The 13,147-nt window shown below is 65.4% G+C and carries 12 protein-coding genes; 1 reads left to right on the forward strand and 11 read right to left on the reverse strand.

Translation table 11 applies throughout. From position 1 onward, the window contains the following. Positions 1 to 24: 24 nt before the first annotated feature. The 11 genes from iolD to AC6CH3_RS14040 form a co-directional block, all read right to left on the reverse strand. A complete protein-coding gene (gene iolD, locus AC6CH3_RS13990; RefSeq protein ID WP_498133097.1) occupies positions 25 to 1,962 on the reverse strand; it encodes a 3D-(3,5/4)-trihydroxycyclohexane-1,2-dione acylhydrolase (decyclizing) in 1,938 nt (645 codons plus the stop codon). Between the two features lie 39 nt (positions 1,963 to 2,001). Continuing rightward, positions 2,002 to 2,937: a Cgl0159 family (beta/alpha)8-fold protein gene (locus AC6CH3_RS13995; RefSeq protein ID WP_498133022.1), complete on the reverse strand. Its 936-nt coding sequence runs from the start codon at positions 2,935 to 2,937 to the stop codon at positions 2,002 to 2,004. Then, positions 2,934 to 3,959 carry a 5-dehydro-2-deoxygluconokinase gene (gene iolC, locus AC6CH3_RS14000; protein ID WP_498133023.1) on the reverse strand — a complete coding sequence of 342 codons (1,026 nt, stop codon included), beginning with the start codon at positions 3,957 to 3,959 and terminating at the stop codon, positions 2,934 to 2,936. The genes AC6CH3_RS13995 and iolC overlap by 4 nt, the downstream gene beginning before the upstream one ends. A gap of 231 nt (positions 3,960 to 4,190) precedes the next feature. Further along, complete coding sequence (locus AC6CH3_RS14005; RefSeq protein ID WP_498133024.1) at positions 4,191 to 4,595, reverse strand: tautomerase family protein; 405 nt, start codon at positions 4,593 to 4,595, stop codon at positions 4,191 to 4,193. 188 nt (positions 4,596 to 4,783) lie between these two features. After that, entirely contained in the window at positions 4,784 to 5,257 is a 474-nt protein-coding gene (locus AC6CH3_RS14010; protein ID WP_498133025.1) for an SRPBCC family protein, read from the reverse strand. Further along, positions 5,254 to 5,610: an ArsR/SmtB family transcription factor gene (locus AC6CH3_RS14015; protein WP_498133098.1), complete on the reverse strand. Its 357-nt coding sequence runs from the start codon at positions 5,608 to 5,610 to the stop codon at positions 5,254 to 5,256. Before AC6CH3_RS14015 ends, AC6CH3_RS14010 begins: the two co-directional genes overlap by 4 nt. A 274-nt stretch (positions 5,611 to 5,884) precedes the next feature. Further along, positions 5,885 to 6,787 carry a succinate--CoA ligase subunit alpha gene (gene sucD, locus AC6CH3_RS14020; RefSeq protein ID WP_400581231.1) on the reverse strand — a complete coding sequence of 301 codons (903 nt, stop codon included), beginning with the start codon at positions 6,785 to 6,787 and terminating at the stop codon, positions 5,885 to 5,887. An 11-nt stretch (positions 6,788 to 6,798) separates the two neighbouring features. Then, a complete protein-coding gene (gene sucC / locus AC6CH3_RS14025) occupies positions 6,799 to 7,968 on the reverse strand; it encodes an ADP-forming succinate--CoA ligase subunit beta (RefSeq protein ID WP_498133026.1) in 1,170 nt (389 codons plus the stop codon). Positions 7,969 to 8,191: 223 nt separating this feature from the next. Then, a complete protein-coding gene (locus tag AC6CH3_RS14030; RefSeq protein WP_498133027.1) occupies positions 8,192 to 8,902 on the reverse strand; it encodes a hypothetical protein in 711 nt (236 codons plus the stop codon). A gap of 2 nt (positions 8,903 to 8,904) precedes the next feature. Then, positions 8,905 to 11,436, reverse strand: a complete 2,532-nt coding sequence (gene pcrA, locus AC6CH3_RS14035; RefSeq protein WP_498133028.1) for a DNA helicase PcrA — start codon at positions 11,434 to 11,436, stop codon at positions 8,905 to 8,907. A gap of 110 nt (positions 11,437 to 11,546) precedes the next feature. Further along, the gene (locus AC6CH3_RS14040; RefSeq protein WP_498133029.1) at positions 11,547 to 12,395 is read right to left on the reverse strand and encodes an inositol monophosphatase family protein; all 849 of its coding nucleotides are present in this window, start codon (positions 12,393 to 12,395) and stop codon (positions 11,547 to 11,549) included. Between the two features lie 93 nt (positions 12,396 to 12,488). Here AC6CH3_RS14040 and AC6CH3_RS14045 point away from each other — a divergent pair, with 93 nt between their 5' ends. Continuing rightward, positions 12,489 to 13,142 carry a hypothetical protein gene (locus AC6CH3_RS14045; protein ID WP_498133030.1) on the forward strand — a complete coding sequence of 218 codons (654 nt, stop codon included), beginning with the start codon at positions 12,489 to 12,491 and terminating at the stop codon, positions 13,140 to 13,142. The last annotated feature ends 5 nt before the right edge of the window (positions 13,143 to 13,147 follow it).

Below are 13,147 nucleotides of genomic sequence, written 5' to 3' on the forward strand. Positions count from 1 at the left end.
GAGTGGTCGAAGTTTGAAGGGAATTCAGCCCAGCAGCTTGCGCTGGCGGCTCTTGTGGTCGGTGTAGGTCTGGTAGGCCTGCCGGGTCGATTCGAGGTCCGAGACCTGGGAGACGGGGACGTCCCACCAGGATTCGGAACTCGGGGCATCCAACAGCGGGTCGGATTCCACATGGATGAGGATGGGGCCGCCGCGCTCCGGGGCTGCCTTGGCGTCGCGGACGGCCTGCTCCAGTTCGGCGATGACCTTCTCCCCCGGTTCGATGCGAATGACCTTCACGCCCAGGCTTTCGGCGTTCAGGGCCAGGTCAACGGGCAGCGTTTCGCCGTCGTCGAAGCTGTGCTGTTCCTCATCCAACGCCCTGTACCGGGTGCCGAAACGCTGGGAACCGAGGGATTCAGACAGCGAGCCGATGGAGGCGTAGCCGTGGTTCTGGATCAGGACCACTATCAGCTTGATGCGTTCAGCGACGGCGGTGACCAGTTCGGTGTGCATCATCAGGTAGGAGCCGTCCCCCACCATCACCACGACGTCACGCCCTTTGCCTTCAGCGCCGGCGGCCGCGGCCTCAGCCAGCGCTGCGCGCTTGACGCCTAGGCCGCCCGGGATTTCGTAGCCCATGCAGGAGTAGGCATATTCCACGTGGTAGCCGAATGGATCGCGCACCCGCCACATCTTGTGCAGGTCACCGGGCAGCGAGCCCGCGGCGCAGATCACGACGTCCTGGGCGTCCATGGCGCGGCTGGTGGCGCCGATGATTTCGTTCTGCGCGGGGAGCGGCGTGTGCCGGGTGTCGAAGGCCTCGTCCACCGTGGCGTCCCAGCGCTGCTTCTCGGCCGCGACCCGGTGTTCCAGATCCGCGCCCACGCGGTAGCCGCCGAGGGCCTGGTTCAGCTTGACCAGGGCCTTTCGGGCGTCGGCCACGATCGGCAGCGTGGTGCCGTGCTTGTACGCGTCGATGGCGGCGACGTTGATATTGATGAATTTCACGCCGGGGTTCTGGAACGCGGTCCGGGACGCGGTGGTGAAGTCCTCGTAGCGTGTGCCGATCCCGATGATCAGGTCCGCCCTGGCAGCGATGGCGTTGGCCGCCGTCGTGCCCGTGGAGCCGATGGCTCCCAGCGAGAGCTTGTGATCCCACGGCAGGACGCCGACGCCGGCCTGGGTGTTGCCCACCGGGATTCCGGTCAGCTCCACGAAACTGGCCAGTTCGTGGTTGGCGTAGGCGTACAGGACGCCGCCGCCGGCGATGATCAGCGGGCGCTTCGCGGCGCGGATCGCTTCGGCGGCGCGGCGGATGTCCTCGTCGTCGGCGTCCGGGCGGCGGATCCGCCACTCGCGTTCAGCGAGGAATTCCTCCGGCACGTCGAAGGCTTCGGCCTGGACGTCCTGCGGCAGCGAGATGGTCACAGCGCCGGTCTCGGCCGGGTCGGTCAGGACGCGCAGGCCGTGGTGGAACGCGGAGAACAGCTGCTCGGGCCGGGTGACTCGGTCGAAGAACTTGGACAGCGGCCGGAACGCGTCGTTCACGGTGATGTCGTAGGAGTGGGGCTGCTCGAGCTGCTGCAGCACGGGGTCCGCGGCACGGGTGGCGAAGGTGTCGCTGGGGAGCAGCAGCACCGGCAGCCGGTTAGTGGTGGCGAGCGCCGCGCCCGTGAGCAGGTTCGAGGAGCCGGGGCCGATGGAGGTGCTGATGGCGAACGTCTGGCGGCGGCGGGTGTGCCGGGCGTAGCCCACGGCCTGGTGCGCCTGTGCCTGTTCGTTGCGGCCCTGGTAGTACGGCATCATCGCGGGGTCGGCGGCCTGGTACTGCTTCAGGGCCTGGCCCACGCCGGCAACATTGCCGTGCCCGAAGATGCCGAATGTTCCCGGGATGAGGCGCGCCCGGTAGTCCTCGGTGCCGATCCGGTCAACCGTGTACTGCTTGGAGAGGTACTCGACCACGGCCTGCGCCACGGTCATGCGGCGGGTTCCTGTTGCTGTTCTCGTCTCCATGGGAGGTTACTCCGATACTTCTGTGGTGTGGTTGAGGAGGGCAGCCGCCGCGGCGACGGCACCGGCAACATCGCCGTCCTGCGGGTACAACAGGGTCCGTCCGACGGTAAGTCCCTGCACGCCGGGGAGCGCGAGGGCGGCTTCCCAGGCGGCAAAGACTTCGTCCTGCGTGCCCTCCGGATCCCCGCCCAGGAGCACCGTGGGCATGGTGGTGGCGGCCATGACGCGCTCCATCTCTGCCACGACGGGCAGCTTCATCCAGGTGTACGCGCTCGTGGAGCCCAGGCCTTCGGCGATCGCGATCGACTTGATCACGGCATCCGTTGAGAGGTCGTTGCGGACCCGTCCGTTCTCCCGGATAGACAGGAACGGTTCCACCATGGCGATCAGCTTGCGCTCGGCGAGGGAATCGATGGCCTTGGCCGTCGCCTCCAGCAGCGAGACGGTGTCCGGGTCGCCGAGGCAGATGCGCGTGAGCATCTTGCCGCCGTCGGCGCCGAGGGCTTCCAGGGCGGCGGCGGTGTGGCCGGTGAAGCGGTCATCGAATTCGTTGACCAGGCCAGTGAGGCCGCCGCGGTTCATCGAGCCGAAGAGCAGCTTGCCCTCCAGCGCACCGAGCAGCAGCAGGTCATCCATGATGTCGGGCGAGGCGAGCACGCCGTCCACGGCCGGGTTGGCCAGCGCGATCTGCAGCCGGTCCAGCAGCTGGCGGCGGTCAGCCATGGCCACGGGATCACTGCCTACGGCGAGGGCTCCGCGGGCCGGGTGGTCGGCGGCGACGATGAAGTTCTGCCTGCCGGACTTGGGGCCGGGATGGCGGCGGCGTGCCTTGGCGGCGCGGGCCACCGCGTCCGGGTCCTCGAGGCGGATAGTGCTCAGGTGCGCGTAGCGGCGGGGATCGTCATCCACGGTGAGAGTGGCGGCGCCGGGGTTGAGGCTCACAGGGATGCTCCTTCGGGGGCGAGTTGGCTGGAGTCCCTGCGGGGAACAGCACCGGGGGCGAGGCGGCCGCGCTCGGCCAGCAGCGAGATGACCTCGTCGGGAGTCGGCATGGCATCGGCACAGGACAGGCGGGAGGCAACGATCGCGCCGGCGGCGTTGGCGTAGTCAAGGACCTGGGCAAGGGGCCAGCCGGAAAGCAGCCCATGGCAGAAGGCTCCGCCGAAGGAGTCGCCGGCGCCGAGCCCGTTGACGGTCTCCACGGGAACCGGCGCGGAGACCACGCGTTCGGTGCGGGTCTTAGCCATCACACCGTCCGGGCCAAGCTTGACGACGGCGATTTCCACTCCGGCCGCAAGCAGGCGGTCTGCCTGCTCGTCCGGGGTGCCCTCGCCAACGGCAACGGCGCATTCCTTGTCGTTGCCGATGGCCACTGTGACATGCGGCAGGATCCTGGCCACCTGGGCGCGTGCTTCCTCTTCCGAGGCCCAGAACATGGGGCGGTAATCCAGGTCCAGGATGGTGTGCTGGCCCTCCTTCAGGCCGGCGCGGGGACGGACCTCATGGGCTTTGATGTGGGCTTCGCGGCTGGGTTCCTGGCACAGGCCCGTCACGGTGGACCAGAAGATCCCGGCATTCCTGACGGCCTCGAGGTCCAGGTCATCGGCTGTGATCTGCAGGTCCGGTGCCGTGGGAACGCGTCCGTAGAAGTACAGCGGAAAGTCTTCCGGCGGCTTGATCGCGCAGAACGTCACCGCCGTGGGCCATTCCTTCACCGGGGTGACGAAGGCGTCGTCCACGTTGAACTTGCGCAGCTCGCGGTGCAGGTAGTTTCCGAAGGCGTCATCGCCGGTCCGGCTGATCACTGCGGCGCGGCGGCCGTGGCGGGCCGCAGCAACAGCCACGTTGGACGGGGAGCCGCCAAGGTACTTGCCGAAGGACGTCACGTCCTCCAGGTCCACCCCAATATCGTTCGGGTAGATATCAACGCTGATTCGCCCGATCGTGAGCAGTTCGTGGGTCACGGTAATCGCGGACCTTTCTGTTTGAACTCTGTACCTAAGCAGCTGAACAGCCTGGGCTCCGGTGCTTGCAGACCCCCGTGAGCGGGGCCACACCCCTACTTTGCCCTAGATTGAATGTCCTGTCAAAGGTTTGTACTGACATATTTACAACTTGCATTTCGGTGGAAGCGCTCAGCAAGCGGAAGGTCGCCGAGGCGGCCCGCAGGACGTCCGGGCACGCCTCGCACGCCCCTACTTCTTAGGTACTGCAAGCTCGCCCGTGACGTACTGGGCCCGGCCAAATCCGAAGGACCAGTCCCCGGCAGTGTTTTCCACGTATCCAATGAACACATTCTCGCCGCCGACCCCGAGCTCCCCCAGCCCGGCAGCCACGGCAGCGAACAGGGACTGCTTTGCCTCCTGGCTGCGCCCGCCCTGGGTGAATATCTGGATCATGACGACCTTCGGCGTGCGTTCAAAGCCGAGGCCGGCATCCTGCGCGAAGATCTGCCCCGCCGGATGCTCGGTGACGATATGGAAGTAGTCGCGCTCCGGAATCTTGTATTCGGCCAGGATGGCGTCGTGGATTCCCCGACTGAGCTGCTGCAGCTCCTGCGGGGTGCGGCCTTCATTGACGTCGATTCGAACGAGTGGCAACGGTGCTCCTTTGTTAGTTTGTCCTATCAAACTAGCAAATTCCATTGGACCGGTACAAGGCTTCGCCCCTGCATGCAAAAAAGAAAAAAGCACGACGCCGGGCGGTGACCTTCTGGGAGAAGGTGACCGCCCGGCGTCGTGCGTGGGGTGACTGCCGGGGCCTCTGTCTTCAGAAGTCCGAGCCGGACTTACTTGGCGAGCAGTTCCTCCAGCCGTTCGTAGCCGTCGCTCATGCCGCCTTCCATTCCGGATTGGGCCATCCCGTCCCGGGCCTCCTGCGTCGGATAGACGGAGTGCCCCCGCAGCCGGCAGCGGCCGTTTCCGAGATCCTCGAAATTCATGAATTCAATACTGACGACGTCCGGATAGCCGCTGAATTCGAAGGTCTGGATGGCGAACTCATTTTCGCGGACGGTGTGGAAGATGCCGCTGAAGGCGTACTTTGCGCCGTCCGGGCCGGTGTGGTTGTAGAGGTAGCTGCCGCCGGAGCGGAAGTCGTAGTGATCGATGTCCACGTTGGTGCCTCGCGGCCCAAGCCACTGCGTGATGAGGTCAGGCTCCTTGTGTGCGCGGAATACATCGGCAACGGGGAAATCGAACTCCCGCTCGAAGTCTATGAACGGGAGGCCGTCGGGAACGGTGAGTTTAAGCTCGTTGCTCATTTTTTCTCCTTGGAGCTGCTGCCGCCTGGGGCGGCTTGGGAGCGGAGCACGGCGTCGAGGCTGCGGAACTGGGCCTCGCGGACCAGCCGGTACTGGTCGATCCACGCGGTCAGCGCTTCGAGCCGTGCGGGGTTCAGGTGGACGGGCCGGCGCTGGGCATCGCGGGTGCGGGTGACCAGCTGCGCCTGCTCGAGTACCTGGATGTGCTTCGAGACCGCCTGTTTAGTGATCGCGAAGGGTTCGGCCAGTTCGTTGACGGTGGCGGGCCCCCTGCTAAGCCGGGAGATCAGGCGGCGGCGGACGGGATCGGACAGGGCCAGGAAGGCCAAGTCGAGGAGATCGTCATCGTCCATCGTGTCCACTGCCACTGCCTTAGAACTGGTGCAGATGTTCCTAATGTTCAACCGTCTTATTGATCAAGGTTCTAGTTTATTAAGGCTCTAGTTTTTCAAGGCTGTCATTTATCAAGGCCCTCATTGATCAACCTTTAGGTTGTTAACAGCTTAAGCCCCGCTGCGTCCGGGGACAAGGGTTTAAATGAAGAAACGCGGGGCCACTCCCGGACAATCCAGTTGGGATTGTCCGAGGTGACCCCGCGTTGCTTTCGGGACTGATGTCCCGCGGGAACTACAGGGCTGCGTAAACTTCGCGCAGCAGCTTTGCGGTCTCGGACGGCGTCTTGCCGACCTTGACGCCGGCGGCCTCGAGGGCTTCCTTCTTGGCCTGGGCGGTACCGGCGGAACCCGAGACGATGGCGCCTGCATGGCCCATGGTCTTGCCTTCGGGCGCGGTGAAGCCTGCCACATAGCCCACAACCGGCTTGGTGACGTTGGCCTTGATGAAGTCCGCTGCGCGCTCTTCGGCGTCGCCGCCGATTTCGCCGATCATGACGATCGCCTTGGTCTCCGGGTCAGCTTCGAAAGCGGCCAGCGCATCGATGTGCGTGGTGCCGATGATGGGGTCGCCGCCGATGCCGATCGCGGTGGAGAAGCCAAGGTCGCGCAGTTCATACATCATCTGGTAGGTCAGGGTGCCCGACTTGGACACCAGGCCGATGGGGCCCTTGCCCGTGATGTTCGCCGGGGTGATGCCGACCAGGGCTTCACCCGGGGTGATGATGCCGGGGCAGTTCGGCCCGATGATGCGGGTGATCTGGTTTCCGTCGGCGTCCACCTTGGACTGGGCCAGTGCCCAGAATTCGGCGGAGTCCTGGACCGGAACGCCTTCGGTGATGACCACGACCAGGCCGATGCCTGCCTCGATGGCTTCAACGACGGCGTTCTTGGTGAATGCCGGCGGAACGAAGACGATGGAGACGTCGGCGCCGGTCTCCGCCATGGCTTCCTTGACGGTGCCAAAAACGGTGATCTCGTTCTCGCCGTGCAGAACCGTGGTACCGGCCTTGCGGGCGTTAACGCCGCCAACGATGTTGGTGCCGGCCTTCAGCATCAGGGCGGTGTGCTTGGTGCCTTCGCCGCCGGTGATGCCCTGGACGATGACCTTGGAGTCCTTGTTCAGATAGATAGACATGGTGCGTCCCTTTACTTAGCTGCGTAGGCGAGCTCGGCGGCCTTGTCGGCGCCCTCGTCCATGGTGGCGGCCAGGGTAACCAGCGGGTGGTTGGCCTCGGCCAGGATGCGGCGGCCTTCTTCAACGTTGTTGCCGTCGAGACGGACAACGAGGGGCTTGTTGGCGGAGTGGCCAAGCTCGGCCAGCGCACCCACGATGCCCTTGGCAACAGCGTCACACGCGGTGATGCCGCCGAAGACGTTCACGAATACAGACTTGACCTGCTCGTCGCCCAGGATGACGTCGAGGCCAGCGGCCATGACCTCGGCGGAAGCTCCACCGCCGATGTCCAGGAAGTTGGCGGGCTTGACGTTGCCGTGGCTCTCGCCGGCGTAGGCGACGACGTCGAGGGTGGACATCACGAGGCCTGCACCGTTGCCGATGATGCCAACTTCGCCGTCGAGCTTGACGTAGTTGAGGTCCTGCGCCTTAGCCTTGGCTTCGAGCGGATCGGCAGCGTCCTTGTCCTCCAGCAGCGCGTGCTTGGCGTGGCGGAAGTCGGCGTTCTCGTCCAGGGTCACCTTGCCGTCGAGGGCAACGATGTCGCCGGCGCCGGTCTTGACGAGCGGGTTGACCTCCACGAGGGTGGCGTCTTCCTTCTTGAAGACGTCCCACAGCTTGAGGATGACGGCGGCGACTTTGCCGCGCAGCTCCTCAGCGAAACCGGCCTCGGCGACGATTTCGTCGGCCTTGGCCTGGTCGATGCCCACGGCGGGGTCGATGGCAACCTTGGCCAGCGCCTCGGGACGTTCGACGGCGAGCTGCTCGATTTCCATGCCGCCTTCAACCGAGCACATGGCCAGGTAGTTGCGGTTGGCCCGGTCCAGCAGAACGGAGAAGTAGTATTCCTCGGCGATATCCGCACCCTGGGCGATCATCACCTTGTTAACGGTGTGGCCCTTGATGTCCATGCCCAGGATGTTGGTGGAGTGCTCAAGCGCCTCGCCAGCGGACTTGGCAACCTTGACGCCGCCGGCTTTGCCGCGGCCACCGACCTTAACCTGCGCCTTTACGACAGTTACGCCGCCGATCTTCTCGGCAGCTGCCTTTGCTTCTTCAGGGGTGTGCGCCACGATGCCAGCAAGCACGGGTACACCGTGCGCCTCGAACATATCGCGCGCCTGATATTCAAACAGGTCCACGGTTTAGTGTCCTTCTACGTCGAAGTAGTTTCTGTACAGCCGGAAAGCACCACAGATGTGGACCGGACTGCGGAATAAACGCGCCCTGCGGCAGGTCCGGAGACGAGCCACGCAGCGCAATGCTCCTCTGGGAACTCTAGTCCTTAATGGGGACAAGGCCTTTCCAGACTACCTGTTATGTGAGTAAGGACACTATTCTATGGACCGTAGAAAAACCGCATGATTACGGGGTTTTTGGGGCCTCAGACGGTGCCGTGGAGGCCTTTTTGTCCGCACCGGAGATGATCTCGTAATGATCCCGGCTGACGACGAATGCAACGCCGCCGGTGACGTTGCCGCAGGCCACCCCGGAGTCGTACGCCGAACACCTCAGGCCGTTGCGTTCGAGGTTGCCGCCTTCGGGGAGGACGGGAAGCGCGGCGATCACTCCGTCCCCTGTTCCCTGGGGCCCAAAGGCGGATTCCATCGCCGTGACGCCGGACCGGCATTCCCCGTACCTGGCCCGGTCCGGTGTGAGCAGGGCGGCTCCGCCGAGGTAGCCCAGGCCCGTTCCGGTGCAGTTGTCCCTGATGTCCGCGGCTTCGGGCGCGGGGTACACCGCCAACTCGCAGTGCGCCACGGGAACCGTGTCCAGCTTCCTGTTGGCGGAATCGCCGAAGTTGTTCGGTTCGTAGGGCAGGTTCACGTGTGCGCCGCGGGCGGAAGTCAGGGCGCAGACGACGTTCCGGTCGGCCGTGACAAAGGCCAGCACATCATCACCGGTCCGAAAAGCGGCGGCGTCGGTCAGCGGAGCCTGCCTGAGCTGTTCGAGGGCTGGCAACGGCGGTGGCGGAGTGTACCCGGGATCCGGCACGGTGACGGAACAGCCCGTGCCGGCCAGCACGGCGAGGACCCCAACCGCGGCAGCCACCAGCGACCTGCGCACCACCGCCATGGTCAGGCGTCGAGCTTGGTCAGCGGCGCGTAGCGCAGCAGCAGTCGCTTCTCACCGACGTCGAACTTCACCTTCGCCACCGTCTTATCCCCCGCACCTTCCACCGCCAGCACCGTGCCGTTGCCGAAGCTGGTGTGATTGACCTTGTCCCCCACGCTGACCGCGATCACCTCTTTTTGCGGCTGCACCCGGTTTTTCGCGACGGCGGCGGGAACGTCAGCGTTGAAGCCCGCCGAGGAGTCAGCCTTCCCGCCCCGTGCAGCCCCTGCACCCCAGAAGGATCCGCCGTAGCGGCTGGAGCCGATTGAGGCGCCGCTCCCCCAGCCGCCCGCCTGCCTGCTGGTGCCTTCGCGCTTCCATTCGACGAGGTCGGAGGGGATTTCCTCGAGGAACTGGCTGGCGGGGTTGTACTGGCTCTGGCCCCACATGCTGCGCACTTCGGAGCGGGTGACATACAGCCGCTTCCGGGCACGGGTCAGTCCCACATAGGCGAGGCGCCGTTCCTCTGCCAGTTCCTTCGGGTCCGTGGCGGAGCGCTGATGCGGAAAGAGGCCGTGCTCCATGCCGGTGAGGAACACCACGGGGAATTCGAGGCCCTTGGCCGTGTGCAGCGTCATGAGCGTGACGACGCCCAGGCGCTTGGCCTCGGCCACGGCGGCGTCGATATCCGCCCCCGGCGCATCCGGAATCTGGTCCGCGTCCGCCACGAGGGATACCTGTTCCAGGAAGGCTTCGAGGGACCCTTCCGGGTTGTCCTGTTCGTACTCACGCACGACGGCGACGAGCTCGGCCAGGTTCTCCACCCGGGACTCGTCCTGCGGGTCGGTGCTGGATCGCAGGGTTGCCAGGTAACCGGTCTGTTCCAGCACTGCTTCCAGGGCGGCTGCTGCGCCGGACCCGGCCGCGACCTCGGCCAGATCATCGAGGAGCTTCACGAAGCCCAGCACCGCGTTGACCGAGCGCGTGGCCATGCCCGGGGCTTGGTCGGCGCGGCGGGCTGCGGCCATGAAGGACGTGCGTTCACGTTCTGCCAAGGCGGCCACGGCGCCCTCGGCGCGGTCGCCGATGCCGCGTTTGGGTTCGTTCAGGACGCGGCGGAGGTTGACGTCGTCATCAGGGTTGACCAGCACGCGCAGGTAGGCCAGCGCGTCCTTGATTTCCTTGCGCTCGTAGAACCGCGTGCCGCCCACCACCTTGTACGGCAGCCCGACCCGCACCAGGACGTCCTCGATGGAACGTGACTGCGCGTTGGTCCGGTAGAAGATGGCGACGTCACCGGGACGAAGGTTGTCCTCGTCCTGCAGCCGGTCGATCTCCTTGGCGATGAACTGTGCTTCGTCGTGTTCGTTTTCGCCGACGTAGCCGATGATCTTGTGGCCCTCTCCCTCCGCGGTCCACAGCCGCTTCTCGGGCCGGTTCGGGTTGCGTGAAATGACGGAGTTGGCCGCACTCAGGATGTTCTGGGTGGAGCGGTAGTTCTGTTCGAGCTTGATGGTGCGGGCGTCCGGATAGTCCTTTTCGAACTCCACGATGTTGCGGATGTCCGCGCCGCGGAAGGCGTAGATGGACTGGTCGGAGTCGCCCACGACAGTGAGTTCCGCGGCGTCCGGTCCCTCGCCCACGATTTCCCGGACCAGGGCGTACTGGGCGTGGTTGGTGTCCTGGTACTCGTCCACGAGGACGTGCCGGAACCGCCGGCGGTAGGAATCGGCGAGTGCCGGGAAGGCACGGAACATGTAGACGGTTTCGGCGATGAGGTCGTCGAAGTCCATGGCGTTCGCCTGGCGCAGGCGCTGGGTGTAGCCCTTGAAGACCTCGGCAACGGCCTGTTCGAAGGGATCGTTGTAGTTCGCCGACGATGCGTAGGAATCGGCGTCGATCAGTTCATTCTTGAGCGCGGAGATCTTGTGCTGGATGGCCTTGGGCGCGAACTTCTTGGGATCCAGGTCCAGGTTCTTGGCCACGAGCGTAATGAGCCTGAGGGAATCCGCGGAGTCGTAGATGGAGAAGTTGGATTTCAGGCCAACGTTGGCTGCCTCGCGGCGCAGGATCCGGACGCAGGAAGAATGGAACGTGGAGATCCACATGGTCTTGGCCCGGCCGCCGACGAGCGCCTCGATGCGTTCCCGCATTTCTGCGGCGGCCTTGTTGGTGAACGTGATGGCCAGGATCTCGCCGTGGTGGGCGCGGCGGGTGGCGATCAGGTAGGCGATCCGGTTACTGAGAACGCGTGTCTTGCCCGACCCCGCACCGGCCACAATCAGCAGCGCGCTGCCGGCGTGTTTCACAGCCTCTTCCTGCTGCGGGTTCAGCCCCTGCAGCAAGGCGCCGGCGTCCGGCAGCTTGGGCCGGGTCCAGGTGCTGGTCTCACCACCCCCGGCCGCTTCAGGCTGATGCGGTTCCTTCGGGCCATGGCCCCCGCCGCCAAATTCGGCCGGCGCCAGACCGGGTTCAGGGCGCGACTTGGTCAGGGCGGCCGCGTGGGTGCCGGCTTTGAAAGGTCCGTCAGCGTACGGGTCAAACAACATATCCATGGTGACTACAAGTCTAGGCGGTGGGGCTGACACTCGATTCCGCCCCTGTGGATAACTCCGGACTTCCCTCCCGGAGAGTGTGATTCCCTCCCGGAGAGCAGTGACAAAGCCTAGTCCACGGAGCCTGACTCGAGGGCCGCACGCAACTGATGCACCGCCGTCGTGCCCCCTGCCATGAACCATTCCAAGCCGTTCACGTAGACGCTGCCGACGGCGCCGCCGGCGGCAAGGACGATCGCTTTCCCGGGAAGCCAATCCCACTCGGGGCAGCTGTGCTGGAACCAGCAGCCGAGCTCACCGTCGGCCACACGTCCCAGGTCGCAGGAGCCGGAGCCGAGCATGCGCAGCGTGGCGGCCGACGTGGCCGCCGCATGCCAGGGCATGGCGCACATGGGGTCCGCGAGCCAGCGGGGATGGATGTAGGTGGCGGCGCCAATGTCGGCGAGAGGGGACGCGCTGCGGTCTGCGCCGTCGGCCTTGAAGGTGGTGACAACGTCGCCGTTGAGGGTGGCCGGGCGGCTCGCCCCGCCCAGCCAGAGCTTGTCCTCTTCCGGCTGGAAGATGGCCCCGAGCAGCACATCCGATTCGTCCTTGAGGGCAATCGCGGAGCACCAGTATGTGGAACCGTGCAGGAAGTTGTAGGTTCCGTCCACGGGATCGATGACCCAGGTGCGGCCGCTGCTTCCGCGCACGGCCGCGCCCTCCTCGCCCAGGACCCCGTCCTCGGGGCGGCAGCGCTGCAGCTGTTCCAGCACATAGGCCTCCGCCGCATGGTCTGCCGCTGTGACGATGTCCGAAACCGAGGTCTTGCGCTGGGAATCCAGACCGCCCTGCCGCATCATCAGGGCCAGCATCCCGGCTTCGCGGACCAGCGCGGACGCCAGCTCGAAGTCGTCGAGGCCGGGGCTCAGGTTGGCCGCGCTGTGTTTACCCAGTTTGTGTCTTCCAAGTTCCGTCACGCCCCCAGCCTATCGGCGGGCGGCCCCAGGATGACAACAGACTCAGGCGACAACGGACTCAGGACGACAACGGGCTCCGGCGATAATGGATGCATGGCCAAGACACCTGCACAGCGGATTAAAAAGCACGGCGCGAAGGCGGTGGTCCCGCAGCACGACCTGCCGCCGGTGATCAATCCGACCACGGACCGCACTCCGCAGAAGGCCCAGAGCAACGGCAACCTCATCATCATCGCGGGTGTCGTGGCCAGCCTGTTCCTGTTCTGGTATCTCCATCTGCTGACGCTGAACCAGCTCACCCAGCTGTCCGGGGGCCTGCCGATGCCCGATTCCCTCATCGGCGGCTTTGATCCGGGCTTCGTGGGGGAACTGCGCCGCGTTCTGAACGGCGACGCCATCGGCCAGCTCAACTACCTGCATAAGACCGCAGGCACGCTCTTTCCGCTGATCTTCGGCTTCACCTGGCTCATCCTGATTGGCACCAACGTGGCGAGAAAGACGCTGCGCTGGGCGCTGTGGTCCCTGCCGCTGCTGTTCGTGGTTGCACGGCTATGGGGGAACGTGGCCATCGACGCCATGGTGTCTGCGCCCACGCTCGACGCCGGACAGGTCGCCCTGGCGTCCTTCCTCACCGTTGCGGGCTGGGTGTTGCTGGTGCTGAGCCTGCTTGCCGGCGCGGCCGCAGTCTTTTTGGGGCGCCGCCGGTCGAAGCGGGCTCAGCGGGCCAGTCCGCAGCCTAGCCCGTAAAGGCA

The sequence above is a fragment of the Arthrobacter sp. GQ119 genome, assembly GCF_059759125.1.